This is a genomic window from Mesorhizobium sp. WSM4849 (assembly GCF_055811385.1).
The window spans coordinates 80,816-105,743 of the sequence record NZ_JBVVPW010000004.1 but is presented as its reverse complement, the minus strand read 5'-3'; the positions used below and the strand labels follow the sequence as shown (position 1 = coordinate 105,743).

At 62.7% G+C, this 24,928-nt stretch carries 26 protein-coding genes; 10 read left to right on the top strand and 16 right to left on the bottom strand.

The features are described from left to right. Positions 1 to 10: 10 nt before the first annotated feature. Together AC0L3L_RS05630 and AC0L3L_RS05625 are read right to left on the bottom strand one after the other, a co-directional pair. Complete coding sequence (locus tag AC0L3L_RS05630) at positions 11 to 280, bottom strand: hypothetical protein (RefSeq protein WP_473486909.1); 270 nt, start codon at positions 278 to 280, stop codon at positions 11 to 13. A 213-nt stretch (positions 281 to 493) separates the two neighbouring features. Beyond that, positions 494 to 1,030, bottom strand: a complete 537-nt coding sequence (locus tag AC0L3L_RS05625) for a TetR/AcrR family transcriptional regulator (RefSeq protein WP_123150259.1) — start codon at positions 1,028 to 1,030, stop codon at positions 494 to 496. A gap of 149 nt (positions 1,031 to 1,179) precedes the next feature. On the opposite strand from AC0L3L_RS05625, the gene AC0L3L_RS05620 reads away from it, so the two are divergent. Both AC0L3L_RS05620 and AC0L3L_RS05615 read left to right on the top strand, forming a co-directional pair. Next, complete coding sequence (locus AC0L3L_RS05620) at positions 1,180 to 2,442, top strand: efflux RND transporter periplasmic adaptor subunit (RefSeq protein WP_473636847.1); 1,263 nt, start codon at positions 1,180 to 1,182, stop codon at positions 2,440 to 2,442. Next, positions 2,439 to 5,522 (top strand): efflux RND transporter permease subunit, encoded by a 3,084-nt coding sequence (locus tag AC0L3L_RS05615; RefSeq protein ID WP_473525572.1) that lies wholly within the window; start codon positions 2,439 to 2,441, stop codon positions 5,520 to 5,522. Before AC0L3L_RS05620 ends, AC0L3L_RS05615 begins: the two co-directional genes overlap by 4 nt. A 97-nt stretch (positions 5,523 to 5,619) precedes the next feature. Here AC0L3L_RS05615 and AC0L3L_RS05610 read toward each other — a convergent pair whose 3' ends face one another. Continuing rightward, positions 5,620 to 6,093: a L,D-transpeptidase gene (locus AC0L3L_RS05610; RefSeq protein WP_473547275.1), complete on the bottom strand. Its 474-nt coding sequence runs from the start codon at positions 6,091 to 6,093 to the stop codon at positions 5,620 to 5,622. A 370-nt stretch (positions 6,094 to 6,463) separates the two neighbouring features. Here AC0L3L_RS05610 and AC0L3L_RS05605 point away from each other — a divergent pair, with 370 nt between their 5' ends. Both AC0L3L_RS05605 and AC0L3L_RS05600 read left to right on the top strand, forming a co-directional pair. Beyond that, a complete protein-coding gene (locus AC0L3L_RS05605) occupies positions 6,464 to 6,802 on the top strand; it encodes a hypothetical protein (RefSeq protein ID WP_473636846.1) in 339 nt (112 codons plus the stop codon). Positions 6,803 to 6,826: 24 nt separating this feature from the next. After that, on the top strand, positions 6,827 to 6,994 hold the full coding sequence (locus tag AC0L3L_RS05600; RefSeq protein WP_473636845.1) for a hypothetical protein: 168 nt from the start codon (positions 6,827 to 6,829) through the stop codon (positions 6,992 to 6,994). A gap of 39 nt (positions 6,995 to 7,033) precedes the next feature. On the opposite strand, the gene AC0L3L_RS05595 is transcribed toward AC0L3L_RS05600, so the two are convergent. Then, positions 7,034 to 7,720 carry a winged helix-turn-helix domain-containing protein gene (locus tag AC0L3L_RS05595; RefSeq protein WP_473636844.1) on the bottom strand — a complete coding sequence of 229 codons (687 nt, stop codon included), beginning with the start codon at positions 7,718 to 7,720 and terminating at the stop codon, positions 7,034 to 7,036. Positions 7,721 to 7,766: 46 nt separating this feature from the next. On the opposite strand from AC0L3L_RS05595, the gene AC0L3L_RS05590 reads away from it, so the two are divergent. Together AC0L3L_RS05590 and AC0L3L_RS05585 are read left to right on the top strand one after the other, a co-directional pair. Continuing rightward, positions 7,767 to 8,546 (top strand): response regulator, encoded by a 780-nt coding sequence (locus AC0L3L_RS05590; protein ID WP_473636975.1) that lies wholly within the window; start codon positions 7,767 to 7,769, stop codon positions 8,544 to 8,546. Between the two features lie 57 nt (positions 8,547 to 8,603). Beyond that, a complete protein-coding gene (locus AC0L3L_RS05585; protein ID WP_473636843.1) occupies positions 8,604 to 10,691 on the top strand; it encodes a PAS domain S-box protein in 2,088 nt (695 codons plus the stop codon). A gap of 136 nt (positions 10,692 to 10,827) precedes the next feature. On the opposite strand, the gene AC0L3L_RS05580 is transcribed toward AC0L3L_RS05585, so the two are convergent. From AC0L3L_RS05580 to AC0L3L_RS05555, 6 genes are all read right to left on the bottom strand, one after another. After that, positions 10,828 to 11,232 carry a hypothetical protein gene (locus AC0L3L_RS05580; protein WP_473636842.1) on the bottom strand — a complete coding sequence of 135 codons (405 nt, stop codon included), beginning with the start codon at positions 11,230 to 11,232 and terminating at the stop codon, positions 10,828 to 10,830. Between the two features lie 274 nt (positions 11,233 to 11,506). Further along, the gene (locus tag AC0L3L_RS05575) at positions 11,507 to 12,793 is read right to left on the bottom strand and encodes a flavin monoamine oxidase family protein (protein ID WP_473636841.1); all 1,287 of its coding nucleotides are present in this window, start codon (positions 12,791 to 12,793) and stop codon (positions 11,507 to 11,509) included. A 136-nt stretch (positions 12,794 to 12,929) separates the two neighbouring features. Next, positions 12,930 to 13,988 (bottom strand): dipeptidase, encoded by a 1,059-nt coding sequence (locus tag AC0L3L_RS05570; RefSeq protein WP_473636840.1) that lies wholly within the window; start codon positions 13,986 to 13,988, stop codon positions 12,930 to 12,932. 184 nt (positions 13,989 to 14,172) lie between these two features. Next, the gene (locus AC0L3L_RS05565; RefSeq protein ID WP_095494371.1) at positions 14,173 to 14,472 is read right to left on the bottom strand and encodes a GNAT family N-acetyltransferase; all 300 of its coding nucleotides are present in this window, start codon (positions 14,470 to 14,472) and stop codon (positions 14,173 to 14,175) included. Between the two features lie 3 nt (positions 14,473 to 14,475). Then, complete coding sequence (locus AC0L3L_RS05560) at positions 14,476 to 15,099, bottom strand: alpha/beta hydrolase (RefSeq protein WP_473636839.1); 624 nt, start codon at positions 15,097 to 15,099, stop codon at positions 14,476 to 14,478. 10 nt (positions 15,100 to 15,109) lie between these two features. Continuing rightward, positions 15,110 to 16,042: a VOC family protein gene (locus AC0L3L_RS05555; protein ID WP_473486991.1), complete on the bottom strand. Its 933-nt coding sequence runs from the start codon at positions 16,040 to 16,042 to the stop codon at positions 15,110 to 15,112. A gap of 218 nt (positions 16,043 to 16,260) precedes the next feature. Here AC0L3L_RS05555 and AC0L3L_RS05550 point away from each other — a divergent pair, with 218 nt between their 5' ends. After that, positions 16,261 to 17,838, top strand: coding sequence for an alkaline phosphatase family protein (locus tag AC0L3L_RS05550; protein WP_473636838.1), 1,578 nt, complete (start codon positions 16,261 to 16,263; stop codon positions 17,836 to 17,838). Positions 17,839 to 17,888: 50 nt separating this feature from the next. On the opposite strand, the gene AC0L3L_RS05545 is transcribed toward AC0L3L_RS05550, so the two are convergent. Further along, positions 17,889 to 19,286: a PRC-barrel domain-containing protein gene (locus tag AC0L3L_RS05545; RefSeq protein WP_473636837.1), complete on the bottom strand. Its 1,398-nt coding sequence runs from the start codon at positions 19,284 to 19,286 to the stop codon at positions 17,889 to 17,891. Positions 19,287 to 19,579: 293 nt separating this feature from the next. On the opposite strand from AC0L3L_RS05545, the gene AC0L3L_RS05540 reads away from it, so the two are divergent. Further along, positions 19,580 to 20,500 carry a diacylglycerol/lipid kinase family protein gene (locus AC0L3L_RS05540; protein WP_473636836.1) on the top strand — a complete coding sequence of 307 codons (921 nt, stop codon included), beginning with the start codon at positions 19,580 to 19,582 and terminating at the stop codon, positions 20,498 to 20,500. A 29-nt stretch (positions 20,501 to 20,529) separates the two neighbouring features. On the opposite strand, the gene AC0L3L_RS05535 is transcribed toward AC0L3L_RS05540, so the two are convergent. Then, positions 20,530 to 20,730 carry a hypothetical protein gene (locus tag AC0L3L_RS05535; protein WP_473486921.1) on the bottom strand — a complete coding sequence of 67 codons (201 nt, stop codon included), beginning with the start codon at positions 20,728 to 20,730 and terminating at the stop codon, positions 20,530 to 20,532. 196 nt (positions 20,731 to 20,926) lie between these two features. Here AC0L3L_RS05535 and AC0L3L_RS05530 point away from each other — a divergent pair, with 196 nt between their 5' ends. Then, positions 20,927 to 22,444, top strand: a complete 1,518-nt coding sequence (locus AC0L3L_RS05530) for a sensor histidine kinase (RefSeq protein ID WP_473486922.1) — start codon at positions 20,927 to 20,929, stop codon at positions 22,442 to 22,444. Positions 22,445 to 22,546: 102 nt separating this feature from the next. Here AC0L3L_RS05530 and AC0L3L_RS05525 read toward each other — a convergent pair whose 3' ends face one another. Both AC0L3L_RS05525 and AC0L3L_RS05520 read right to left on the bottom strand, forming a co-directional pair. Beyond that, the gene (locus AC0L3L_RS05525) at positions 22,547 to 23,011 is read right to left on the bottom strand and encodes a hypothetical protein (RefSeq protein WP_473486923.1); all 465 of its coding nucleotides are present in this window, start codon (positions 23,009 to 23,011) and stop codon (positions 22,547 to 22,549) included. A gap of 11 nt (positions 23,012 to 23,022) precedes the next feature. Continuing rightward, positions 23,023 to 23,349 carry an ElaB/YgaM/YqjD family protein gene (locus AC0L3L_RS05520; RefSeq protein WP_123150242.1) on the bottom strand — a complete coding sequence of 109 codons (327 nt, stop codon included), beginning with the start codon at positions 23,347 to 23,349 and terminating at the stop codon, positions 23,023 to 23,025. A 340-nt stretch (positions 23,350 to 23,689) separates the two neighbouring features. On the opposite strand from AC0L3L_RS05520, the gene AC0L3L_RS05515 reads away from it, so the two are divergent. Beyond that, positions 23,690 to 24,061, top strand: a complete 372-nt coding sequence (locus tag AC0L3L_RS05515) for a response regulator (RefSeq protein ID WP_473486993.1) — start codon at positions 23,690 to 23,692, stop codon at positions 24,059 to 24,061. A gap of 54 nt (positions 24,062 to 24,115) precedes the next feature. On the opposite strand, the gene AC0L3L_RS05510 is transcribed toward AC0L3L_RS05515, so the two are convergent. Both AC0L3L_RS05510 and AC0L3L_RS05505 read right to left on the bottom strand, forming a co-directional pair. After that, positions 24,116 to 24,667 carry an RNA polymerase sigma factor gene (locus AC0L3L_RS05510; RefSeq protein WP_029348707.1) on the bottom strand — a complete coding sequence of 184 codons (552 nt, stop codon included), beginning with the start codon at positions 24,665 to 24,667 and terminating at the stop codon, positions 24,116 to 24,118. Positions 24,668 to 24,670: 3 nt separating this feature from the next. After that, complete coding sequence (locus AC0L3L_RS05505; RefSeq protein WP_473636835.1) at positions 24,671 to 24,865, bottom strand: NepR family anti-sigma factor; 195 nt, start codon at positions 24,863 to 24,865, stop codon at positions 24,671 to 24,673. Positions 24,866 to 24,928 lie beyond the last annotated feature (63 nt).

Below are 24,928 nucleotides of genomic sequence, written 5' to 3'. Positions count from 1 at the left end.
AGCCTGCCGCCTACTTCCCGCAATGGTGATCGTTGATCTTGTTCAACGCATTCGCGTCGGGTCCGACCCTTTGGTAGGAGCAGGCTCCTGCGGCTGTCGTGAACAACTGCTGGTCATAGTAGCGCGGGCCGCCGAACAGGATGTCGATGATGTCGCCTTCGGCGGGAACGTAGCGTTCAGGGTCAGCCCGTTGGTCGCGACTTCCAGCGAAGGCCGCGGCGGACATGCTGCAGCCCATCGCGAAAGCGAGCGCGCAGATCGCAAAGCGTTTTGTCGTCATCGGCAACACCCTTCTGGCCGTTCGGGTTCCCACCATACATCCAAAATCGCCAGCCGAACAAAAGTTCCCTGAACGGCACTCTGGCCAACCAGCTCAACCTGTTTCTCGACCAAGCTGGTCACCACCGGCATCGTCTACAACAGCAAGGCGCCCCTCGTGCCGGCGAGCGGAGAGGATCTCACCAAGGTGGCTACGCCCGGCCTACGCGGCAATCTATCCCGCGATGTCCAGCAAGGACGATACCAGCAACCGGCGTTCGTCGACCGAAAGGACGTCCGAATCGAACAGGTTCATGCTGCGAAGTCCTTCGATGGCGAGGTAGCAGACCAGCAGCGCCTTGAGGTCCGGCGTCTCTCCCTTGAGGCGCTCGAAAACCTGGCGCCTGAACGATTTTATAGGTGTCAGGAAATCGGGATCCTCGGCGATCGCTGAAAATATCCAGGAAGCCGAAGGTTTCGATTCCTCGGCATGTTCGGCCGAAAGCTTGATGTAAGTCGCAAGCGGGCTTTCGCCGTCGACGCCGGCCGTGCGGGCGGACTCCAGCGCCTGTTCGAAGGCGCGCAGGTAATCCTCTACCAGCGCCTGCATCAGTTTCGCCTTGGTCGGAAAATTGTACAGCAAGCCGCCTTTCGACACGCCGGCTCGGCTGGCGACGGCGTCCAGCGACAGGCTGCCGGGCCCTGTCTCGCGTGCCACATCGGCGGCGGCGGCGAGAATTTTATCACGCGAATTTGTTCTGCGGGCCTTCATCATTCGCTCCCCATACTTAGCCTACGCGGAATTGACAAGACCGTCCAGACGGTACAGTAAGATCGCCGTCATTTGAAATCGGGACCCGTCACAGGTATGTGTTTCGGTCATCCGACCGTTATGCCGGGCCATGGCCAAGGGGACTGTTCGTGATCAAGCGTTTCATCATTGCCTTCATTCTGCTCGTGCTGGTGTGCGGCGGCATCGTCGGCTTCAATTTGTTCCGCGACAATGCAATGCAGCAATTCTTCGCCACGATGAAACCGCCGGCCGCGACCGTGTCGACGACAATCGTCAAGCCGACGGAGTGGACGCCGGGCGTCGAGGCGATCGGCACTGTCAGCGCGGTCCGCGGCGTCGACCTGACCGTCGAAACCGCCGGCATCGTCAAGGACATCCTGTTTCACGCCAATCAGAAGGTTGAAGCCAACGCGGGTCTCCTTCAGCTCGACGATGCCGCCGAACGCGCCGATCTCGATGCGACGAAGGCGCAAGCAGCGCTCGACCAGACGGCGTTGACACGCGCCCTTGAATTGCAGAAACGCGATGTCGGCTCGGAATCGACGCTCGATACGGCGCGGGCAGCCGCATTGGCTTCCGCTTCGCGGGTCAACAGGCTGCAGGCGGTGCTCGAGCAGAAGCTGCTGACAGCGCCCTTCAGCGGCACCGTGGGTATCCCCAGGATCGATCTCGGCCAGTATCTCTCACCCGGTACTTCCGTAGTCACCCTGCAGGATCTGGAGACGATGCGGGCCGATTTCTCGGTTCCCGAACAGCAGCTTCCGCTGCTCAAGATCGGCCAGAAGGTACGGCTTGGCGTTGGTGACGGCGAGCTGCCGTTCGCTGGCACCATCCGCGGTATCGACCCGAAGATCGACCCGACCAGCCGGCTGGTGACGGTCAGAGCCGAGGTCGCCAACCCCGAAGGCAAGCTGACCCCTGGCCAGTTCGTGCAGGTGCGCGTCGAACTGCCCGAGGAAAACAACGTGCTGACGGTGCCGCAGACCGCGCTGACCTCCAGCCTGTACGGCGACTTCGTCTTTGTGGTGCGTCCGGCAAAGCCCGCGGACAACGGCGCCGCCCCTGCTGCTCCTGCGAAGCCGGAAGAAAAGCCCGCCACGGATACTGCGAAATCCGCGGCCGAGGCGCGCGCGGCAAAACCCGAGGAAGAACCGGCGGCAACGCCGGCCGAACCGACGGCGGAAGAACAGAAACCGCAGCTCGTGCTTGCCCAGGTGTTCGTCAAGCCAGGCCGCCGCAATGCCGGCCTGGTTGAGATCCTGGAAGGCATCGCGCCCGGCGACGAAGTCGTTACCGCCGGCCAGAACCGCCTTTCCAACGGCATGTCCGTTGCCGTCGACAACACGATCGATCCGACCAAGCCGGCAGGCCAGCAGGCAGCCCAGAAATGAGCTTCTCCGACATCTTCATTCGCCGTCCGGTCCTTTCGACCGTGCTCGCCTTGATGATCCTGCTCCTGGGTTTCCAGGGCATCTTCAGCCTCTCGATCCGGCAGTATCCGGAGGTTGAAGAAACGGCCATCACGATCACCACGGCCTATCCCGGCGCCAGCGCCGACCTGATCCAGGGGTTCATTTCCGCGCCGATCGCCCGTGCCGTCGCTTCGACGGAAAACATCGACTATGTCACGTCGGCAAGCCGGGCGTCCTCCAGCACCGTGACGGTGCAGATGAAACTCGGCTCCAACCCCGACGTCGCGCTGAACGAAGTTCTCTCGAAGGTACAAGGCGTGCGCGGCGACCTGCCGGACGAGTCCGAAGACCCGGTGATCGTCAAGGGCACCGGCGAGCAGTTCGCGATGATGTATATCTCGATGCAGAATCCGAACATGACGCCGGAACAGCTCACCGAATATATCGAGCGCGTCGTGCGGCCGCGCATGTCGACGGTCGAGGGTGTCGCCGACGTGCAGATCTTCGGGGCCGCCGAATATTCGATGCGCGTCTGGATCGACCCGATCAAACTGGCGGCGCGCGGCGTGACGGCGGCGGAAGTGCTGACCGCCATCAACGAATCGAATTTCCTGTCAGCACCCGGCAACACCGAAAACGAATACGTCGCTTCCTCGATTACCGTTCGCTCGACGCTGCAGACGCCGGAAGCTTTCGCCGCTCTTCCGCTCCGATCGAAGGACGGCAACGTGGTGAGGCTGCGCGACGTGGCGCGCGTCGAGCTCGCCGCGGCGAACACCGACACCAGGGTCACTTTCAACGGCAAGCCCGGCATCTTTCTCGCCATCTTCCCGACGCCGGCCGCCAATCCGCTGACGACGGCGGAGGCGATCCACGAAATTGTGCCGACAATTCAGGAGACGCTGCCGCTCGGCATGACGATCGAGATCGTCTACGATTCGACCGAGCAGATCAGCGCGTCGATCGAGGAGGTGTTCAAGACCATCGGCGAGGCGGTCGCCATCGTCATCGTCGTCATCCTGCTCTTCCTCGGCTCGTTCCGCTCGGTGCTGATGCCGATTGTAACCATTCCGCTGTCACTGATCGGCGTCTGCTTCCTGCTGTTTTCGCTGGGCTATTCGATCAATCTTTTGTCGTTGCTGGCCATGGTGCTGGCGATCGGCCTCGTCGTCGACGATGCTATCGTGGTTGTGGAAAATATCCACCGCCACATGGAGGAAGACGGTTTGTCGCCGATGCAGGCGGCCTTCAACGGCATGCGGGAGATCTCGTCCGCCGTCATCGCCATGACGATAACGCTGGCCGCCGTGTTCGCGCCGCTGGCCTTCACCGGCGGCCTGACCGGCGCACTGTTTCGCGAATTCGCGGTGACGCTTGCCGGCTCGGTGGTGCTTTCGGGTGTCGTTGCCCTCACCGTCACGCCGATGATGTCGGCACGCATCCTGAGGGCCGGCTCGCACAGCCGCTTCCAGCGTATTGTCGACAACACGTTCGGGCGCGTCGAAAACATCTATGAGCGGCTGGTCAGCGGCTCGTTGAAATATCGCCCGGTGACGCTGATGATCGTCATCGCACTGGTGGCCACGACCGGTTTCATGTTCACCAAGACCGCGAGCGAACTGGCACCGGAAGAAGACCAGGGCTTCTTGCTGTCTATTGTGAATGCGCCGCGCTATGCCACGTCGGACTACACCGAGACCTATGTGAACCAGATTCTCGGGCTGATGAATGATATCCCCGAAACCAGGGCGCGGTTCTCCGCTGTTGCGTTCCAAGGCCCGACGAACAACGCCTTCGTCGGCTTCGCATTCAAAGACTGGGCCGAGCGCGCGCGCAGCTCGAAGGAACTTCAGGAAGACATCACCGCCCGCCTTGCCAAGGTGGCGGGCGTCGAGGCTTTCGTCTTCGCCCCGCCGACGCTGCCCGGCTCCGGCGGCGGCCTGCCGGTCACGATGGTGGTGCGCTCGACCGGCGATGCCTCCCAGGTGTACGAAGCGGCCGAGGACATCAAGAACAAGGCGCAGGCCTCCGGTCGCTTCCTCGCCGTGCAGAACTCGATGTCCTACGACGCGCCGCAAGTGACGGTGACGATCGACCGCGACCGCGCCGCGGCGCTCAACCTGCCGATCGCCGACATCGGCCGGACGCTGACCCTCTTGGTCGGTGGCGCCGAAGTGGCGCAATTCGACCGCGAATCCAACAGCTACGACATCATCCCGCAGGTGCCGCAGAACTTCCGCGACAACCCTGAAAAGCTGGCCGAGTATTTCGTGCGCAGCGCGTCGGGGGAGATGGTGCCGCTCTCGGCGGTGGTGAAGATCTCGAACAACGCCTCGCCGGCCGTGATCGAGCAGTTCAACCAATTGAACTCCGCCACGATTTCCGCTCTGCCATTGCCAACCGTCACCACCGGCGACGGGCTGAGGACCATCGAGGACATCGCCAGGGAAAGCCTGCCCGAGACGTTCTTCATCGACTATACCGGCCAGTCGCGGCAGGAGAAGGAACAGGGCTACACGATCATCATCGCCTTCGCGGCAGCCGTTCTCGTTATCTATCTGGTGCTGGCGGCGCAGTTCGAAAGCTTCCGCGATCCGTTGATCATCATGATGTCGGTGCCGCTGTCGATCTTCGGCGCGATCGTGCCGCTCAATCTGGGGCTGGGAACGCTCAATATCTACACGCAGGTCGGTCTGATCACGCTGATCGGCCTGATCACCAAGCACGGCATTCTTCTGGTCGAGTTCGCCAACCAGCAGCGCGAGCTCCACGGGATGCGGCGGCGCGATGCGATCGTCGCCTCGGCCAGGGTGCGGCTAAGGCCGATCCTGATGACGACGGCGGCGATGGCGCTCGGCGTGGTGCCGCTGATCATCTCCAGCGGCGCGGGTGCGGCGGCGCGCTATTCGATGGGCCTGGTGATCTTCACCGGCATTCTGGTGGGGACCATGTTCACCCTGTTCGTGGTGCCGATGTTCTACACCTTCATTGCCAGCAAGGACCTGCCGCATCACGCCGAGAAGCCGGATCCGAAGCTGATGCCGGTCCCGGTTGATTGATTGACAAAAAAGGCCGGAAATTTCCGGCCTTTTTCTTGGGCAGTGATATCCGACCCGCAATATATTTATACCCGGCAGGCGGATAGTCTTTGGTTATCTATTTGACGATGACGATCCGGGTGTTGGCCGGACCGAAAATCTCGACAAGCTGGTAGAAATCGGCGGCATTGTCCGGATGCAGCCGCACGCAGCCATGCGAGGCCGGGCGGCCGAGACGCTTGACGAAATTGGTCGCATGCACGGCGTAGCCACCCTTGAAGAAGACCGAATGCGGCATCGGCGCGTTGTCATATTTCCTCGAATACCACATTTGGTGCATGCGGGTCGGCTTGAACGAGCCGGTCGGGGTGACATGCCCCTTGCCGCCGGTCGAGACTTTCCACGCGAAGGTCGGCCGCCCGTCGACCAGGACCTCCATCGTCTGCTGCGAAAGCGAAATCCGCGCCACGATCTGATTAGCGGCCCGATTGGCGGCATGGGCAACGCCGTTGCCGGCGCCGAACAGAAGAACCGTACCCGCGGTGACGGCGGCGGCGATGTTGATGAGCTTGGCGGAAATGCCAGTGTACATGATATCCCCTGTCTGCCGGGCACGGCCGGCTCCAATTCGATGAGTGGCTTATCGTTGGGTCACGTTTCGAATTGATTTCGCACGGCAGACGTTTCTGTTTCGAATCTGTTTCCTCTGGTTAACGGACGGAAGCCCATCCGAGGGGTTGCAGGGGTGAATCAAGGACACAACGCCTCGGCTGATCGAGCCCGGATTCCGCAAAAAGCTACCGCCATCTCCAAGCGAAAGTGCGGTTTTCGCTCCTAGGAAAGAAACTTGACTTGGCTCGAAACCAATCTGCAACAAAGCGCGGACTCTAGCGGCATGAGTTGGATACAGGCCACCCCCAGAGTTGACCCAACGAAAACAGCCGGCACAAACGAAGATGAACATGCAATCGAACGCGATCTCCTGGCTCTTTAGGATAAGCATAGCCGCAGCGATCATTGGCGGTGTCGGCACCTTCGCCGGCAACCCGATGACGAAGCTTGCGGAGATGACTTCAGGCGAAGGTTCGACGCTGCATGCCGCACTGTTTTTCGCCACGGTCTGGATCGTGTCCAGTCTGCGCATTAACCGGCTCAAGACCCTCTGGCGGGTCGGTTTTGGGCTGAAGAAGATGCGCGGCCCCTCCGGCAACTTGCAGCCGAGAGGACCGAAGGCCCGCGCCGCGACGGGGGGCTCCGCTGGCGGCGCGGGCACTTCGGGGGTTTCCCTGAAGCGAACCTAAAACCTAATTTGCGGGACGAAAACGATGAACACGAAATCTGCAGCTTCGGTGCTTTCCGCACTGCTCTACGCACAGGGCCTGCTCGGCTTTGCCGGCCTCGCTACCGTGCTTCTTAGGGATCGTGCCCATGCGAGCGAATTCGTCGCGGCCAGCGAAATGCCGTCAGGTCCGTCGCTTCTCGTGGTGCGCTGAGCGCCTGGGCCTGTGGACAGTACGGTGAGGGCCCCGGCCTCAGTCGGCGAACTGCGTCGGCGGATCGAACCGGTAGCCCGCACCCCTTATGGTGGTGATGGTTTCGGTGTCGAGCTTGCGGCGCAGCCGCACGATACGCGAATCGATCGAGCGATCGAAGGCATCGGCATTTTCGGCGGGCGCGGCGGCAATGATGTCGTCGCGCGTCAAGACCTTGCGCGGACTGGCCAGGAACAATCTGAGCAGCGCCACCTGACCCGGCGACAATTGTTCTTCCGTGCCGGACCGATGCATGACCATGGCCGACCGGAGGTCGACCGTCGCGTTCTCCAGCACGACCAATTCCCCGGCATTCCTGCCGCGCCGTGCCAGCAAGCCGCCGATACGGGCGGCGAGTTCCCTGACGTTGAGCGGGCTCTCGACGACGTCGGCGGCGCCGAGTTCGAGCGCCAGCACCTTGTCGACGAGATCGGCCGGCCGGCAGATCAGGATGAAATCCGGCCCGCCCTCGCCGCCATGGCGCCTGAGCAGATCACGCCCTTCCGCCTGGCTCAGGCTGTCGCCGACGACGACGACATCGATGCCCTTTCCGGAAAGCAAGGATTCGGCCTCCCACGGCTGTCGCACCGCGCGCACCTCATGACCACGCCGTTCGAGATGGTCGGCGAGATCGGTCGCGACCACTTCCGCGACCGAAACAAGCGCGATGACGGATCGTGCAGCCATTTTTTTCCACCCTGCAACCGGCAACCCAAGATGAGTGCTGGACATGATGTTTATACCCAATCTACTTTCCGCTGAAAGCGGGAGCGAGAGCATAGTGCGGGCACGAATTGTCGTCGTCGAGGACGAGCCGGATCTGAGGGACGCGGTCGCCGAGTATCTTGGCGCCAGCGGCTACGATGTCGCGACGGCCGAGAGTGCCAGCGCCGCGCGAACCTTGCTGGAAACGCAGTCGTTTCACCTCGCCATCCTCGACATCGCCATGCCGGGCGAGGACGGCCTGTCGCTCGGCCGCTGGCTGCGCTCGAAAATGCCGATCGGCATCATCTATGCCACTGCCGCGGGCACCGCGCTCGACCGCATCGTCGGGCTGGAACTCGGCGCCGACGACTACATCGTCAAGCCTTACGAATTGCGCGAGGTGCTGGCGAGGGTCCGCAGCGTGCTGCGCCGTGTGCCGCAGCCGGCCGAGCCGCAGAGCGCCAAGGCTGAAACAACTGCCAACCGCCGTTTCATGAGCTTCGGCCCTTTCCATGCCGATCTCGACGGCCGGTTCGTTACCGGCACCAATGGGACGGTCATCGACATGGCCAAGAGCGAATTTGACGTGCTGGAGGTCTTCCTGACACGTGCCAACCGATTGCTGACGCGTGCGGCGATCTCCGAGGCGATCGGCTTCGTGGAAGATCCGGAATCGTCACGCGCGGTCGATATCCGCATCATGCGGCTGAGAAAGAAGATCGAGGCGGACCCTGCCAATCCGAAATTCCTGCGCACGGTCCGCGGCGAAGGCTATATCTTCTCGCTGCCGACCGGCGAAAGCAACTGAGCGGCGCGACCACTGGTACCACTGTGGCCGGGCACGACTGTGAAATGACGGCTGACCATGACGGCTGAAGCAGCACGCAGCGGTATGCAAGGCGTCAGGCAGGGCGCGGCGATGGCGGCTGTCCATGTCGTTCGCCGGCTTCGCGAAGCCGGCGACTGGCAGCGCGAGATGGACGGCATCCTTGAAAGGCTTTGCGGGGCCATGGATTGCCAGCGCGGCATCCTGTTTCGGCTGCGCGAGCTGCCCGGCCAGGGCTTTGCCCAGTCGGTCGCGGCCTACTGGATCAACCCGCGATTTGGCGGCGAACTGGCATCGCCAACGGTGATCTTGCAGTCGGTTGTCAATTCGGACCCACTGCTGGAACGGTTGGCGGAGGACGAGCGGCAAGGCAAGATCTTCGCGGGACACACGCGCGACCTCGAAGGTTTTCTGAGAACCGACTTCGAAAAGCAGCACATCAAGTCGTTCCTGTCGGTGTCGGTCTTTGCGCATGGCCATCTGTGGGGCACACTGGCGGTCAACGACTGCGTGAACGAGCGCGAATGGACCGGCGAGGAAGAGGCAACGCTGCACATCGTGGCACTGGCCATCGGCGACGCCATCGAACGATCGCTTTCCGATGCCCATGCCAGCGAAGTCATCCGCCGCACCATGCTGCAGGCCTCGCTCGACGCCATCATCGTCATCGACGAGACCGGTTCGATCATCGAATTCAATCCGGCCGCCGAAAAGATGTTCGGCTACCAGCGCAGCAACATCCTCGGCAAGGACCTGCTCGACACCGTCGTTCCGGAATATTATCGCAAGGGCTATGTGTCGGGCGCCGAATACATGTCGGGGCGCGGCGCGCCGATGGTCGGCCAGCGGATCGAGACCGTCACCCAGAATGCGGCCGGCGAGGTCTTTCCGATCGAACTGACGGCGACCGAAATGCGGGTCGCCGACCGCCGCCTGATCTTCGGCTCGATCCGCGACCTGCGCGACAAATTGCGCGCCGAAGAGGAGATCGGCCGCCAGCGCGAAAAGCTGCACCAGAACGAGAAGATGGCGGCGATGGGCTCGCTGCTTGCCGGCGTGTCACACGAACTCAACAACCCGCTCGCCGTGGTCGTCGCCCAATCGACGCTGCTGCACGAGTTCGCCTCAGACCCGCAGACCAAGGTGCGGGCCGAGAAGGTGCGAGCAGCCGCCGAGCGGTGCGGCCGCATAGTCAAGAGCTTCCTCTCGATGGTCCGCCTGCATCCCGCGTCGCAGGCCGAAACCGACCTCAACCAGGTGGTCCGCGCGGCACTCGAAGTGACTGCCTACGGCGCCAGGTCGACCGGCATCATTATCGATACCGATTTCGCCAGCGGCCCGCTGCTGGCCATGGCCGACGCCGACCATGTGACGCAAGTGGCCGCCAACTTCCTCATCAACAGCCAGCACGCTCTGGCCAGCATCGGCGGCGACCGGCTGATCAAGGTTCGCACGTTTCGCAGCGATCGCGGCAATCCCTGTTTCTCGGTCGAGGACAACGGGCTGGGCGTGCCGGAAGCGATACGCTCCCGCATCTTCGAATCCTACTTCACCACCAAGCCGGTCGGCGTCGGCACCGGCATCGGCCTGTCGATCTCGAAATCGATCATCGAACGGCACAATGGCGATGTCTGGTTCGAGGAAGTTCTGCCGAGGGGCGCCCGTTTCGTCGTCCAGTTGCCGGCGATCGCCGCCGGCGCGGCCGCCGCCGGCGAAACCCCGTCGCGCTCGAGCGGATTGCGCCATGCGCTGATCATCGACGACGAGCCGGATGTCGCCGCCTCGCTGTCCGACATTCTGGAATTGATGGGCATCAAGTCGCGGATCGTGCCGGCCTGGGCATCGGCCGCCGCGACCTTGACCGGCCACATGCCACCGGACATCGTCTTTTCCGATCTGCGCATGCCCGGCACCAGCGGCATATCAGTCTATCGCGAACTGCTCGCCGAAAAGCCTGATCTGGCGCGGCGCTTCGTTCTGGTCACCGGCGACCTGATCGGCGCGAAAGCCGAAATCGAGGCGTTGCCCGCGCCGCAGCGCCCGCAGATCCTGGAAAAGCCGTTCAGCACGCTGGACGTGCGCGGCGTGCTGTCGGCCATTGCCGAGCAGGCCGCATTGGGCGGCTAGAACTTCGGACTGGTGGAAATCGGTTTTCGAAAAAATCCGATCCTCAAACAAGGGGCTAGAGGCCAGAGAAAGAAAGACTCCCGGCCGAGGATGCGGCGGGAGCCTGCCTGGAGCGCTGGAGGGTCGCTCGGGGGCATCAAAAAACGTTCGGCGTATGGGTCAGCGGCGCGGCATTGGCGATCACGCGGACCGCGCGAGCCTTGTGAATGCCGGATTGCTCGGCGATGACGCGCAGGCAGTCCGCACTTTCGGCGCCCCAGGCCTGCCCCTTGCAGACAAAATCGATCTCCGGCATCGGCAGGCGCGCGGTCTTTGTCGTGGTCGGCGCGCCGTCGACGATATTTGCCGGCGGGTTCAGTGAAGCAAAGGCTGGACCGACCGTCGGCGCGAAGGCCATGCCGACGAACGCGGCGGCGCCCAGCACCACGAACAGCGCCATCGGATGGTCGTTGGCGCGCCGGCGCAGCGCCAGCTTCGGCCGCCGATCGTTGCGCTCCGCCTGCAGGCGGCCGCTGTAGGCAGTCTGGATTTTCGTATGCATCGCCATTCCCTTCATCGATTTTCTTTTTCTGTTGAAAGGAACTTAGCCGCACCCGGTAACGGACGAACGACGCGCGCAAACTGACCGTGTAACAGATTTGAAACGGGAATTCGGGCAGTACCGGGCATATTCGATCATGCGAGGGCGAGGGAGTTCTTTGCCGAACTGTTCATGCAGTCGCATGTTCACGGGATCAAATCACGCCGCCGCTCTGGCCCGGCGACGTCCGGTCCCACCTTGAGACGCCTCGCCTGCGACCATGAGGCGCTTGTGACTATTGCGGATTAAATTCCGAGAGGATTTTCTGTGCAGCAATGCGCCCAGCCACGATTGCGCCTTCGACATAGCCCGGAAATGACGGAGACAATTCCGAGGATGCGAAATACACTGGCGGCGCGCCGGCCAGGATGGTTTGTTCGGCGTCGGTGGCACTCGTATCGATGATGAGATCGCTGTAGCCGCCGCCGCTCCAGCGATCATCGGTCCAGTCGCGACATGTGAAATCGGTGAAGCTGCCTGCATCCGTGCCGAGCGCCTCCTTGAGCCGCGCCGTAACCTCCGCGCGCAACGCGGCATCTCCCAATTCCCGCCAGCGTAGGGCAAGCGGGCCGCCGACGAAGACGACCAACGCAGGGTGGCCGCCATCCTTGCTGACGTCACAGGCAAAAAGGGCCGGCGGATCGCGCCACATCACCATGCCGCTCAAGCCCTTGGCGCGCCAAAAGGCTGTGGGGTAGCGCACCTGCATTTTGATCACCGCGCCGCTTTGCCAGACGCCGAGGGCCTTTTCCAAGGCAACCGGCAGCGGCGGCGCGAAATCCAGCTTCGAAGCCATCATCGGCGGTATGGCGATCAGCGCCGTTCGCGCCGTGATCGAGCCCGTCGTCGACGCGAGACGAACGCCTCCCAGTCTGCGCTCGATCGTTCTGACCGGCGTGTTCAATCGCAGGCGGTCGCCGAGATCGCCAGCCAGATCATCCGCCAGAGACTGCATGGTTTCGTGCACGAAATACTGCAGTTCCGACATTTCATTGGTGATACGACGGTCATTGTCGATGAGGTGCCAAAGCGGCAGTTTTTCGAGCGCCTGGCACCACAGGCCCTCGATCATCGAGCGAAAAGCCGCCTTGGCCTCACCGGGATCGTTCTGGCGATCGAGCCATGCGGCGACGGTCAAGCCGGCAATAGTCGGATCGGCCGGTGCAATCGCGTTCATGCGGTCGCGGATCGCCATCGAGGCGTAGTAGATTCGCTCGGCTCCCTTTTCGCCCGTCAGCGGCTGGGCAATGACTTCGCCCTTAACATAGGTCTCGACCAACGTCTTACCGCGCGTTCGCACCAGGGCCATCAGTTCCGGCATGTCCTGGCACAGGAACTGACCGCCGCTGTCGATCAGCTCGCCAAGCCCATTCCACCTGGACTCGACCCGCCCGCCGACGCGGCCGCGCGCCTCGAGCAGCACAAAATCAATGCCGGCCCTGTTCAATTCATGCGCGGCCGACAGGCCGGTAAAGCCGGCGCCGACGATGGCGACATCGGTTCGTACGGTCTGGCGCTTCAAGAGCCGGCCCTGAAGTTCTCGAAGTCCGCAATCATCCGCGGCTTGAGCTCCGGAGACAACGGTCTTGTCGAGATCATCAAAACCCCGCTCGATCGATATATTGCAGGTCGCTGGCTACTCTGCCGGGCGACACGCTTTAGCCGATGGTCTTTTCCAGCATACTGATCCAGTTGCGATAGGCGATCTTCTCGATCAGCGCGCGACCGAAGCCGCGCTCGGCGAACGCATCGAGCAGCTTCGGCAGGCCGGTGACGTCGCCGATCACAGCCGGGATCATGGCGCCGTCGAAATCGGACCCGAGGCCGACGCCGTCTTCGCCCAGCGCCTGCAGCAGTGAATCGACATGGCGCACCATGATGTCGAGACTGGTATCGGCATTCATCCTGCCGTCCTCGCGCAAAAACCCGGTGGCGAAATTCAGTCCGACCATGCCACCCGACTCGCGGATCGCGCCGAGCTGCCAGTCGGTGAGGTTGCGAGAATGGCCGCAGATCGCATGGACGTTCGAGTGGGTCGCCACCAGCGGTGCGTCGCTGATCTCGGCGACGTCGCGAAACCCCTTTTCGTTGAGGTGCGAAAGATCGACCATGATGCCGAGCTGGTTGCAGGCCTTGACCAGTGCCTTGCCGGCATCGGTCAGGCCAGGTCCGGTGTCGGCCGTCGACGGGAAACGGAACGGCACGCCGTGGCCGAAAGCGTTCGGGCGGCTCCAGACGATGCCGAGCGAGCGCAAGCCGGCCGCATGCAGCACGTCGAGCATCGTCAGTTCGGGGTCGATCGCCTCAACGCCTTCTATATGGAACACCGCCGCGATCGACCCTTGCGCCATCGCGTTTCGCACGTCGCCGGCGCTGCGGCAGACGGTGAGCGCCGAAGCCCGCTCCAGCCGGAACAGAATCGAGGCCATGGCGATGGTGGAGGCGAGCGCGTCGGCGCGCGGAAGCTCGGGCGGCAAGGGCTCAGTATCGCTCGGCGCGGGTGGAACCGCACTGCGCTTGGATTTCTCGAGCGGCGGCGGAAAGATCGCGAACATGCCGCCGGCAAAGCCGCCCTTTTTCGCACGCGGCAGGTCGATGTGGCCGCCCGATGTTCCCTCGATGAACAGTTTTTCGACATCCGCATCCTTCGACTGATGGAGCCTGAGCAGCGTATCGTTGTGGCCGTCGAAGACGGGAACGAGGTCGGTTTCGGTCATCAAGGGATCATTCGGTTCGATTGGTCGGGCGGCAATATACCTACTTAGGCAAGGCAATACCTACTAGGCAAGACAACCCACTAGGCAAGACAGGCGATCTGCGCAAATGCCACAGCGATGGACGCCCTTGTGGCTGCCCGCCCTCAACCGTCACCGCGGGCTAAGGCCTGTGGTAGGACCAGCGCTATTGCTTCAGCACGTCGGCCCATTCCGGGTGACGATGGAACTGGGCATTGGCGAACGGACAAAGCGGGATGATCTTCTTGCCCGCCGCGCGCGCGTCCTCGACGGCGCGGGTAACGAGGCGAAGCCCGGCGCCCTGGCCGCGAAACGCATCCGGCACCTCGGTGTGGTCGATGATGATCTGGTGCTCGCCGATCTTGGTGAAGGTCATCTCCGCCTCGGCGCCATCAGGCCCGCGCAAGAGATAACGGCCCTTGGAACCGCGATCCTCCAGTTCGATCTCCGGCAATTGGTCAAGCATTGCTTACGCTCCTTCTACCGGCGTAGCGGACAGGAACCGCCGCGCCGCCTCGATCTCGTTCGACTGCACCTCATGGCCGCCGTCGTGCCACTCCACTGTGACATCGGCGCCATCGGCGCGCAAATAGGCTTCGAGCCGAGCGGTCAGGTTGGGCGGACAGATCGGATCGCGCCTGCCTGCTGTGACCAGGATGCGGCGGCCGGCGAGACTTCCCTCGATTTCCGGCTCGAACGGAATCAGCGGATGCATCAGCACCGCCGCGTCGAACAGAGAGGGCGCCGCGAACACCACCGAGGCCAGGATGTTGGCGCCGTTGGAATAGCCGAGGCCAAGCACCGACGAGGGCTTTGCCGCCTCGACATGTGCCTTGACGAAGCCAACCATCTTGTCTGTCGCCCGCGCCAGATCGTCCATGTCGTAGACGCCCTCGCCGGTGCGGCGAAAGAAGCGCGCGGCACCGTGTTCCGAGACATCGCCGCGCGGCGATACGATGGTCGCCTGCGGCGCGAGATCACGCCCGAGCGACAGAAGCTGGCTCTCGTTGGCCCCGGTGCCATGGAAGACGAAGAGCAGCGATCCATCAGGCGAACCGGGCAGTGTCTTGTAGATGTAAGCGTCCTTGCTCATTGCCTTGTCCTCAGCCTTCCAGCTTTTGCAGATGTTGCTCGAGATAGGGCCGCAGATGCTGGTGCTGCGACGGCAGCTTCAACGCCTCGCCGAGATGGGCGGTGTCCTCGTCGCGGTCGAAGCCCGGCTCGTTGGTGGCGACTTCGAACAGCACGCCGCCCGGCGTGCGGAAATAGATCGCCCAGAAATAGTCACGATCGATCACCGGCGTCACCTGATAGCCGGTGTCGATCAGCGCCTTGCGCACTTCGAGCTGCTTGGCGCGGTTTTCGACGGCGAAGGCGACGTGGTGGACGGAGCCGGCGCCGAGATCGGCAAAAGCGGCGCCCGGCAGCGATTCGATGTCGACGATATTGGCGCCGTTGCCGTTCTTCACCGCCAGCCTTTTTACAGTGCCGGATGTGTCGACTTCTTCATAGCCCATGAATTTCAGCAGCTCTTCCGTGGCGCCGCCATCCTTCAGCCTGAGCGACACCGAGTGAAAGCCGCGGATCGCCTCGTCGGAGGGAACATCGCCCTTCGCCCACGGCGTACGGGTGTCGGCGTTGTTCTCGACCAGCGCAAACCCGTCGCCGTCGGGACCGGCGAAGCCAAGGCGCTTCTCGCCGAAGCTCTCGTCGCGCGAGAGGCCGGCGACGCCCTCATCGGCAAAACGCTTTTCCCAATAGGCAAGCGTGCCTTCGGGCACCGAATAGATCGTTGTGCCGACTTCGCCGACGCCGTGGCGGCCCTTGCCGATGTTGGGGAAAGGAAAATAGGTCATCACCGAACCGGGCGTGCCGACCTCGTCGGCATAGTAGAGATGGTAGACATCCGGCGCGTCGAAGTTGACGGTTTTCTTGACCCGGCGCAGGCCGAGCTTTTTTGTGAAGAACTCATTGTTCTGGCGTGCATCCCTGGCCATCGAAGTGACGTGATGCAGGCCCTTGATCTGGTCGAGCATTTCCTGCTCCTTCCCTTGTCCTGTGCGGCCCATGCCGCGCTCCACGCCAATATGAGGACCCGCCGGCCGACGGCAAAGGTCGCAAACACAGAATGGACTGTGCTCTATAAGTGAACAATAAGACAACTTTTGTTCACCGTTTCGCGAACACCTCAGGCTTGCGTCGCCACAAAAAATTCGGCTCCATGAGCGGCACGTTCTCAATGAAGGATACAGCATTGGTCAGAAAAGACAGACGCCCGAATGTTCTCCTGATCACCTGCGATCAGTGGCGCGGCGAGTGCCTGTCGGCGGCAGGCCACAAGGCGGTGCGGACGCCGAATGCCGACGCGCTCGCCGCCGAGGGTGTACTGTTTCGACAGCATTATGGCGGCGCGGCGCCGTGCTCGCCGGCACGCGCCTGCCTCTACACCGGCCTCTACCAGATGAACAACCGCGTCTGCCGCAACGGCACGCCGCTCGACGCCCGCCATGGCAACATCGCGCTCTCGGCGCGCAACCTCGGCTATGATCCGACGCTGTTCGGCTATACCGACGTATCGCCCGATCCGCGCACGCTGGCGCCGGGCGACCCGCGGCTGAAAAGCTACGAAGGCGTGCTGCCCGGCTTCACCGTGCGCCAACTCCTGCCGGAGCACCAGAAACCATGGCTGTCGTGGCTCAAGGCGCGCGGCATCGATAGCGGCGCCGGCTTTCCCGACATCCATCGCCCAGCCGACGAGCAGGGAGGCACGACCGACAGCGCAGTGACCAACGCGCCACCCGTCTACTCGAAGGACGAATCCCCAGCCGCTTTCCTGACCGGCGAATTCCTCCGCTGGCTTGGCGAACAGGAGCGCGATACACCGTGGTTCGCGCATCTTTCCTTCCTCAGCCCGCATCCGCCGTTCATCGTGCCAGAGCCCTACAACAGCAGGTATGATCCTGCCGAGGGACCGGCTTTCCACCGCGCCGTGAGCTGGCAGGCCGAGGCAGAATGCCATCCCTACCTTGCCTACAACCTTAACCTGCAGGAGCGTTCGAATTTCCGCCCCGGCGCCGAGGGCAAGGTGCGCGATTGGGGCGACGACGATTTTCGCCGCATCCGCGCGCTCTATTACGGCATGATCTCGGAAGTCGACGCGCAGCTTGGCCGTATCTGGCAGGCAGTCAAGGCAGCGGATGCCTGGGATGACACCATCGTCGTGCTGACCTCCGACCATGCCGAAATGATGGGCGACCATTACATGCTGGGCAAGGGCGGCTTCTTCGACGGCAGTTATCATATTCCGCTGATCGTCCACGACCCGCGTCGCCGCAAAGCGGCCGGCGCCAGCGTCGACCGCTTCACCGAGGCGGTGGACATAGCGCCGACCTTGCTCGATCTGCTTGGCGAGGAAACCCCGCCGCATCTCGACGGACAGTCGCTGAAGCCGTTCCTGGATGCCACGGAGCCGGACAACTGGCGCGAGGCCGCGCATTGGGAGTTCGATTTCCGCTCGATTGCCGATGGTCATGCCGAGCGCCATTTCGGCATCGGTCCGCGCCAGTGCAATCTGGCCGTCATCCGCACGAAGGAATTCAAATATGTACATTTCGGCGGCGGCCTGCCGCCGCTGCTGTTCGACCTGGAGCAGGATCGGGACGAACTAACCAATGTCGCTGCCGATCCGGCCTATCTGCCGGTCCGGCTGGAGCTTGCCGAAAGGTTGCTTGCCTGGCGGGCCGAACATCTCGATCAGTCGCTGGCGCTTGCCGAACTGACCGAGGACGGCGTTGTCGGCCACGTCGCCGGCCTGCCACCTTTCCAGTCATAAGAAAGGCCCGCGCCTTTGCCGGCACGGGCCTCCTTCGTCGTTGGAGTAAACTAGCGCATCATCATGCGCTGGGTGTCGCGGTTTTGCGCATATGTGGCCTTGTCATAGGGGGCCTGCGCCTCGAGCTGCTCCTTGGTGAAGTTCGTGTAGAGATAGCGCTTGCCATCCTTGTCGGTCATGAATTTCAGGTTGTCCATGCCGATCGCCACTTCCTTCTCGCCAACGCCAAGGAAACCGCCGACGTCGATGATGACGGCATCGACCTTCTTGTCGCCCGTCAGCACGACGTCACCAATCTCACCGACGTTGACATCATTGGCGCCATAGACGGTGGTGCCAACCAAATCCTCGGACCGGATTTTGTCGACCGGCATTTCGGTCAGCGCCGACTTGTCGATCGCCGCGGTCTGTGTCTGGTCGGGGGTTGCATCAGGCGCTGCTGCAGCCGGAGCCTCGGCTGTCTTGTCCATTGGAGCCGGAGCAGCGGGTTCAGGCGTTGCCGCCGGAGCTTCCGCGGTCTTCTCCGCCGGGGCTGGAGTGACAGCAGGGGTGGTGGTCACCGGCGCCGGCGTCGCCGCGTCAGTCGATGCGGTTGTCGCCGGGGCGGGATCATAGGGCTCGCGGTTGAACTCCGGCAACGCCTCCAGACCCTCCCTCGTGGTCTCGGCTACCAGCCAGCGATCGCCATCCCTTTCAGCCCACTTGGCCTTGTCGAACTGATAGGCCACATTCTTTTCGCCAATCTCAAGGAAGCCGCCGACGCCGATGATCAGCGACTCGGCCTTGCCATCCTTGGCCAGGACGATGTCGTTCACGTCACCGATGTTTTGAGCGTCATCGCCAGTGCCGTTGTAGACGGTTTCGCCGATGATATTGGTGGCAAGGTTACCGTCGGCACGCTTCACGGGTTCGGCCGGAACCGGTTCGACCGGAGCCGCCGGAGCGTTCTGTGCGGTGGTATCGGTCGTGCCAGAAGGGGCTGGAGGAGCCGTAGCCGTGGTGTCGGTGGCCGCAGGAGGCGGATCGTAAGGCCTGCGGTCGAAGTCCGGCTGAGCCATCAACTCATCCTTTGTAGTTTCGGCGATCAGCCAGCGGTCGCCACCCCGTTCGGCCCATTGCAGCTTGCTGTAGTCGAAAGTGACATTCTTGGCGCCGACGCCAAGAAAGCCGCCGACACCGATGACGACGGATTTCGCCTGACCGTTTTCATCGAAGACGACATCACTGACATTACCGATGTTCTCGGCATCGTCGCCTGTGCCGTTATAGACCGATTCACCGACGATGTTGGTTACCAGGCTGCCCTCGGCGCGTGGAATGGGCGCAGCCGGAGCGGTCTCCTGAACCGCCGGATCCTGGGTCGGCGCCGGGGTTGTGGCTTCCTGCGCATACGCACCAGTCGCAATCAACGCTGCCAGTGCGGTGGTGGTTAAAAGGGTGCGGATCATCATAATCCTCCTCGAGCGTTATTTCGTTCACGCCACGAGCCGCCGGGTGGGAGATTGGTCGCGGCGTTACATATTCACAACGTCGTGACCGCGCCGTTGTTCCGACACCATGGCGAGCGTCGTGAAAAAACCACCCGAATCGCGCTCAATCATGCGTTCGGCCGGTGAGATTCGCTCCTGTATTTTCGTCAGAGCTGCGGAACTTTTTTTCAGCCGCCCCGTTCCAACCTGTGGCTGGGTCTGTCCTGGCCGATGATTATCCAATGGTTGGCAAGAAAAAACGGAGCGGGGGGATGAGATTTGCGGCGGTGCTGAACCAGGAGGGCGGCACCCTGCGTACGATTGATCTTTCCGCCTTCACGGACCGGATGCGCCAGACGTTGGAGGCAGCAGGTCACTCCATCGATATCGACATCGTTGCCAGCAAGGACATCGTCGCAACGCTGGACCGCATCGCTTCGAAGCACAGCGTCGACATTGTGCTGGCCGGCGGCGGCGACGGCACCATTTCGGCCGCGGCGGCTCGGTTGATGGGCAGGAAGAAGGCACTTGCCATTTTACCGGCTGGCACGATGAACCTGTTCGCGCGCGGGCTCGGCATTCCACAGACCCTGGACGCGGCCGTGAAATCTTTTGCCGACGGCGAGGTGATCGCAGTCGATATGGCAACCGCCAACGGTAAGCCATTCGTGCATCAGTTCTCGATCGGCATGCATGCCAGGATGGTTCAGCTTCGCCAGACCATGGAATTTGGCTCGCGGTTGGGAAAGATGCGGGCTTCAGTGAAGGCTGCCTGGGCGGCGATCAACAACCCGTCGGCAATGAAGGTGACGCTGACCATCGGCGAAGCCGAGATCGTGACGCGCACCACCGGCATCGGCGTCACCAACAATCTGTTCGGTGAGGGTCACCTGCCCTATGCCGACAATCCCGCCGGCGGCGTGCTCGGCATCTATGTCACGGTGGCGCGGCGGCGTGGCGAACTGGTCAGGGTCCTCTTCGACATGGCGCGCGGCAAATGGCGCGGCAGTGAACATGTGGAAATCCACCAGGCTGACCGGGCCGTTTTGAAAGTCCACTCGGCTGCGAAGAAATTCCGCGCCGTCATGGACGGCGAACTGGTCAGGCTTGACCGCGAAACGACGATCGAAATTCATCCTGGCGCGCTGAACGTTCTCGTCCCGGCGCGCGCCGTCCAAGCGAAGGCCGCGTGATGCAGCCCGGCATAGTCGATTGGACAGCTTCAGCCTTTGGGAATCTCGCCCTGTTCGTCCCTGGGAAGCTCGCCCTGTTCGGTTGTCGACCTCTTGTCTATCATGTTGCCGTAAATCTCCGCGATGCCCCAGGCGATAAACGCCAACAGCAGCGCGGCGATCAAGATACGGAAAGTATGCCACCCCCAGCGTCCCTGGCGGGCTTTGTCTTCAGGAACGATCCTGGGCATGATCGGCCTCCATTTCGTTGGGCGCCGGCACGTCGTTTAGCGCCGGCAAGTCGTTTGGCGCCGGCGGGCGCGGCTGGCAAAACGTGGTTGGGTAACGGCTCCTCAAGGCGAAGGTTCCGGTTTCGGAGCCAGGCAACTGGCCTGGCGCGAATGGCTGCAAGCCGATGCATTTGGGGGCCTTGTGGATAGCAGGGTAGTGAAAAAGCCGAATCTGCCGGTCGATGTCCTTGGCGTGGTAAGGGCGCAGGACCGGCTTGCCGTACTCCACGGTCTCGATGCAATCGACACGGCGGCCGATCCTGACTTCGACCATATCAGCCGTCTTGCCGCCGCGGTGATGCAAACGCCTATCGCGCTCGTCACGCTGCTTGACGTCGAGCGGCAATGGTTCAAGTCCTGTGTCGGCCTGGATGAGACCGAGGTCGCGACAGATACATCTTTCTGCGCCCATGCCATTGCCGCCGGCGACGAGCCGATGGTGGTGACCGATGCGACCACGGATCTACGTTTCAACGCCAGCCCGCTGGTCACTGGCGAGCATCATGTCCGTTTCTATGCGGGTGCGGCGATTGTGGTGGCCGGCGCCCGGATCGGCACGCTCTGCGTGTTCGACCGGAAGCCGCGCGCGTCCCCGTCTGCCGCCCAGCTCGAACAATTGACGGCGCTCGCCAGCCTCGCGGCCAGCCTGTTCGCATTGAAGGACGCCACCCGCAACGGCGCCAGCGTCGCTGCGGCGCTGGCGCGCGAGGAAAAGCGGCGCGGCATCGCGCTCGATGCCGCCTCGCTCGCCAGCTGGGCATGGGATATCCACACCGATATGATCGAATGCGATGTCCGGTTGTCTGAGCTGTTCGGCCTGCCGCGCTCGAACCGGCTGAGGGCGCGCGATATCCTTGCCGCCATCGACCCGCGTGATGTCTACCAGACCGAGACGCGCTTTCGTGACGCGCTGACCGGCGGCGACGACTATTTTGGCGAATACCGCATCAAGGGCTTCAGTCCGCCGCGCTGGCTCGCTACGCGCGGCCGTGTCATCGAGCGCGACGGCGACGGCAAGCCGACGCTGATCTTCGGCGTCAATTACGACATCACTGAACGCAAGCTCGGCGACGAGCGGCAACGGCTCTTGCTGCGCGAGCTGAACCATCGCGTCAAGAACACGCTGGCGACCGTGCAGGCGCTGGCGACGCAGACCGTTCGCCATGCCCGCCAGCCGAGCGAGTTCCTTGAAGCTTTCAGCGCCAGGCTTCAGGCGCTGGGCGCCGCCCACAGCCTGCTGTCCGACCGCGAGTGGCGCGGCATTGGCATCCGCGAACTCGTGCAGATCGAGGTCAAGCCGTTCGACACCGCCGAACGGCCGCGCATGACGATCTCAGGCGCCGATCTGCTGCTTTCGCCCGACCAGGCAGTCGGGCTCGGCCTGATCCTGCATGAACTGGCCAGCAACGCGTTGCAATACGGAGCGCTGTCGGCGGCTTCGGGCAAGGTCGATCTCGACTGGCAGGCACAGGGCCGGAAAGGCGCACGGCGCCTGGTGCTGACCTGGCGCGAAAGCGGCGGGCCTGAAGTTGCCTCGCCCGAACGCCACGGCTTCGGCTCGATCCTGATCCGCCGCAGCCTGGCCAAGGTCATCTCCAGCGAAGTGACCCACGAATTCCGGCCGGAAGGCGTGTTCGCCGAAATATCGATGCCGCTGGAGGATCTGCCGAAGTGACGGCCCGGCCATGATCCCGAACCGAAGGTCCGCGTCAGCGAAAAGTGGGAGCCCGCTTTTCGGATAAGATCATTGTCAAACAAGGAGAAGAATCGCTTCGAGCTATTTCGCTTCGCCGGCATCCGGATCGTCGGCATCGGGCTTGGTGTTCTCGCGGTAGATGGCGTAGGCGGCGAGTGCAATCGCCGGGCCGAGTATGGTGCCCAGGCCGCCTTTCCCCTTGAGTAGCGCCGGCAGTACGGCGAGCGCGGCCGTGATGCCGACCGCCTTCATGTCGGCATTGCGCCTCCGCGCCCGGCGTCGGGCGCGCGCGCCGGCCGACAGCTGATGGATGAGCAGGAGGAGCCCTGCGATCACCAGGAAGCCGACCCCGAACCCAAGGCAGGCTGCCATCGGCCCGTAGTGACCCGCCACCCAGATATAGGCCGCTCCGACGAGGAAAACGACGCCGCACAGTGCTGCAAGTGCTGCGAGCGCATAGACGATTGCAGCCGTGCGCGCGCGGCGCACGGCTGCAGCGGCTTCACCCGAGACGAGGCCCGAGATCAACGATGCCAGCATTCCCATCTGGGCTGAGACTAGCGGCGCGCGAGAAGCGCGAACAGAAAGCCGACGCCTGCCGCGATTGCCAGCGACGTCACCGGCTTTTCGCGCACGCTCGCCACCACTTGCGCCTCGATGTCCTTGGCGTTGCTGCGCAGGGTGTCGAAGGCTGCTTCGCCCTGGGCGCGCAATTGCTCCACACCTTCGGTCGCGGCGCGGCGGGCCGTCCCATAACCATGTTCGCCGGTCTTGGCCAATTGCTTGGTGAGTTTTTCGATATCGGCTTTCAATTGCCTGATGTCGGCCTCAAGATCCGAATCCGCCCGGCTTGCGTTCGCGGCCTTTCCTGCAGCAGTCGCCATTGCTTAACTCCTTGCTTGCTTGGCTCCAAACGCTCGATACACGCCAAGGTTCCGAAATCGGAATGAGGTCCATGAAAGGGTGTTTCCGCGTATGAGTCCAGCCCGACCCGAGCGTCCCGGGACCGGCGTCAGATCAGCGGCCGGCGATCCTCGCTCAACCCTCCCAGCGAGTTGAGCTTTCGTTAAGGACCGAGATTTCTGTCATCTGCGACGGGCATGCCTTTAGATGACAGGATGCCAAATAACTTTAGATGACAGGAAGCCAAATAGAGATCATGACTCCTCTGTTCCCTGCGCTTCCCCTTTTCCCTGCGCCCCACGGAGACATTGCCACGTGCCCTTGCTTGACGGATTGCGGATTCTTGTTCTGGAGGATGAATTCCTGATCGCCATGGATGTCGAGCAGCTTTGCCGCGACTACGGCGCCGGCGACGTGATCGTCGCCCGCAATCTGGGTGAGATCGATCGGAAGAGCGTTGCCTCGCAATTCGACGCCGCCATCGTCGATCTCATGCTGGGCGGCGCTTCGACGCTCGATTTCGCTTCGCGGCTGCGCGAATCGGGCGTGCCTTTCGTCTTCGCCTCGGGCTATTCCGACATGGACGAAATCAAGGTGTCCTTTCCCGATATCAGATTGGTCACCAAGCCTTATTCGGGAGACGATCTCGTGCAGGCAGTGGCGGCGGCGTGCGGGCGCGGCCCTCTTATCTGATGTCCGGAAACCGGGGCCCGCATTACCGGGGACCATATTATCGGGGTCGGTATTTCAGGCGGCGTTCGACCCCGTCACCTGAGCCGATATCGCATCCGGCCCAAACTCGTCATCGCCGGAAATCTTCAAGATTTCCTGCAGCCGCGTGCGGGCGCGGCTGACGCGGCTCTTGATCGTTCCGACCGCACAGCCGCAAATCTCAGCAGCTTCCTCATAGGAAAAACCCGAAGCGCCGATGAGGATGATGGCTTCGCGCTGGTCCTCGGGCAATTGCTCGAGCGCGCTACGAAAGTCCTTGAGGTCGAGCTGACCGTGCTGGGCCGGATGGACGGCTAGCCTGGCCGTCATGATGCCGTCGCTGTCCTGCACCTCGCGGCCGCGCTTGCGCATCTGCGAATAGAATTCGTTGCGCAGGATGGTGAACAGCCATGCCTTGAGATTGGTGCCCGGCTCGAAGCTTTCATGCTTGTCCCAGGCCTTCACCAGCGTTTCCTGCACCAGATCGTCGGCCTTGTCGGCATTTTGCGTCAGCGACACGGCAAAGGCCCGCAGGCTCGGAATCGAGCCGAGCAGATCCGTCTTGAAGCTCTGGGACACGGCCGCCATGCCTCAGTCCTTTTTCCGTGCAGGTTGGGCCCGTTCCAACTGGCTGAGCAATTGGGCGAAGCGATCCGGCACATTGTCGGAGACCAGCTCGTCGTAATATTGCTTGAGTTTGCGACCGATTTCCGAATTTGGCCCAAGCGGGTCGCCGGAAGCTGCCCGGCGCCTGTTTGCAGCGCCAGCCGTGATATCTTTCGTCATGTCTTCATTTCGCCCTTTGTTCCCAGCACCCTGCCGCCCTTCAATACACGATGCAAAGCAGGC

What these genes read in the sequence shown, in the direction of transcription:
- AC0L3L_RS05630 (WP_473486909.1), bottom strand. Translation starts at nt 280, where the DNA reads ATGACGACAAAACGCTTTGCGATCTGCGCGCTCGCTTTCGCGATGGGC.
- AC0L3L_RS05625 (WP_123150259.1), bottom strand. Translation starts at nt 1,030, where the DNA reads ATGAAGGCCCGCAGAACAAATTCGCGTGATAAAATTCTCGCCGCCGCC.
- AC0L3L_RS05615 (WP_473525572.1), top strand. Translation starts at nt 2,439, where the DNA reads ATGAGCTTCTCCGACATCTTCATTCGCCGTCCGGTCCTTTCGACCGTG.
- AC0L3L_RS05610 (WP_473547275.1), bottom strand. Translation starts at nt 6,093, where the DNA reads ATGTACACTGGCATTTCCGCCAAGCTCATCAACATCGCCGCCGCCGTC.
- AC0L3L_RS05605 (WP_473636846.1), top strand. Translation starts at nt 6,464, where the DNA reads ATGCAATCGAACGCGATCTCCTGGCTCTTTAGGATAAGCATAGCCGCA.
- AC0L3L_RS05600 (WP_473636845.1), top strand. Translation starts at nt 6,827, where the DNA reads ATGAACACGAAATCTGCAGCTTCGGTGCTTTCCGCACTGCTCTACGCA.
- AC0L3L_RS05595 (WP_473636844.1), bottom strand. Translation starts at nt 7,720, where the DNA reads ATGGCTGCACGATCCGTCATCGCGCTTGTTTCGGTCGCGGAAGTGGTC.
- AC0L3L_RS05590 (WP_473636975.1), top strand. Translation starts at nt 7,767, where the DNA reads ATGTTTATACCCAATCTACTTTCCGCTGAAAGCGGGAGCGAGAGCATA.
- AC0L3L_RS05585 (WP_473636843.1), top strand. Translation starts at nt 8,604, where the DNA reads ATGACGGCTGAAGCAGCACGCAGCGGTATGCAAGGCGTCAGGCAGGGC.
- AC0L3L_RS05580 (WP_473636842.1), bottom strand. Translation starts at nt 11,232, where the DNA reads ATGCATACGAAAATCCAGACTGCCTACAGCGGCCGCCTGCAGGCGGAG.
- AC0L3L_RS05570 (WP_473636840.1), bottom strand. Translation starts at nt 13,988, where the DNA reads ATGACCGAAACCGACCTCGTTCCCGTCTTCGACGGCCACAACGATACG.
- AC0L3L_RS05565 (WP_095494371.1), bottom strand. Translation starts at nt 14,472, where the DNA reads ATGCTTGACCAATTGCCGGAGATCGAACTGGAGGATCGCGGTTCCAAG.
- AC0L3L_RS05560 (WP_473636839.1), bottom strand. Translation starts at nt 15,099, where the DNA reads ATGAGCAAGGACGCTTACATCTACAAGACACTGCCCGGTTCGCCTGAT.
- AC0L3L_RS05555 (WP_473486991.1), bottom strand. Translation starts at nt 16,042, where the DNA reads ATGCTCGACCAGATCAAGGGCCTGCATCACGTCACTTCGATGGCCAGG.
- AC0L3L_RS05545 (WP_473636837.1), bottom strand. Translation starts at nt 19,286, where the DNA reads ATGATCCGCACCCTTTTAACCACCACCGCACTGGCAGCGTTGATTGCG.
- AC0L3L_RS05540 (WP_473636836.1), top strand. Translation starts at nt 19,580, where the DNA reads ATGAGATTTGCGGCGGTGCTGAACCAGGAGGGCGGCACCCTGCGTACG.
- AC0L3L_RS05535 (WP_473486921.1), bottom strand. Translation starts at nt 20,730, where the DNA reads ATGCCCAGGATCGTTCCTGAAGACAAAGCCCGCCAGGGACGCTGGGGG.
- AC0L3L_RS05525 (WP_473486923.1), bottom strand. Translation starts at nt 23,011, where the DNA reads ATGGGAATGCTGGCATCGTTGATCTCGGGCCTCGTCTCGGGTGAAGCC.
- AC0L3L_RS05520 (WP_123150242.1), bottom strand. Translation starts at nt 23,349, where the DNA reads ATGGCGACTGCTGCAGGAAAGGCCGCGAACGCAAGCCGGGCGGATTCG.
- AC0L3L_RS05510 (WP_029348707.1), bottom strand. Translation starts at nt 24,667, where the DNA reads ATGGCGGCCGTGTCCCAGAGCTTCAAGACGGATCTGCTCGGCTCGATT.
- AC0L3L_RS05505 (WP_473636835.1), bottom strand. Translation starts at nt 24,865, where the DNA reads ATGACGAAAGATATCACGGCTGGCGCTGCAAACAGGCGCCGGGCAGCT.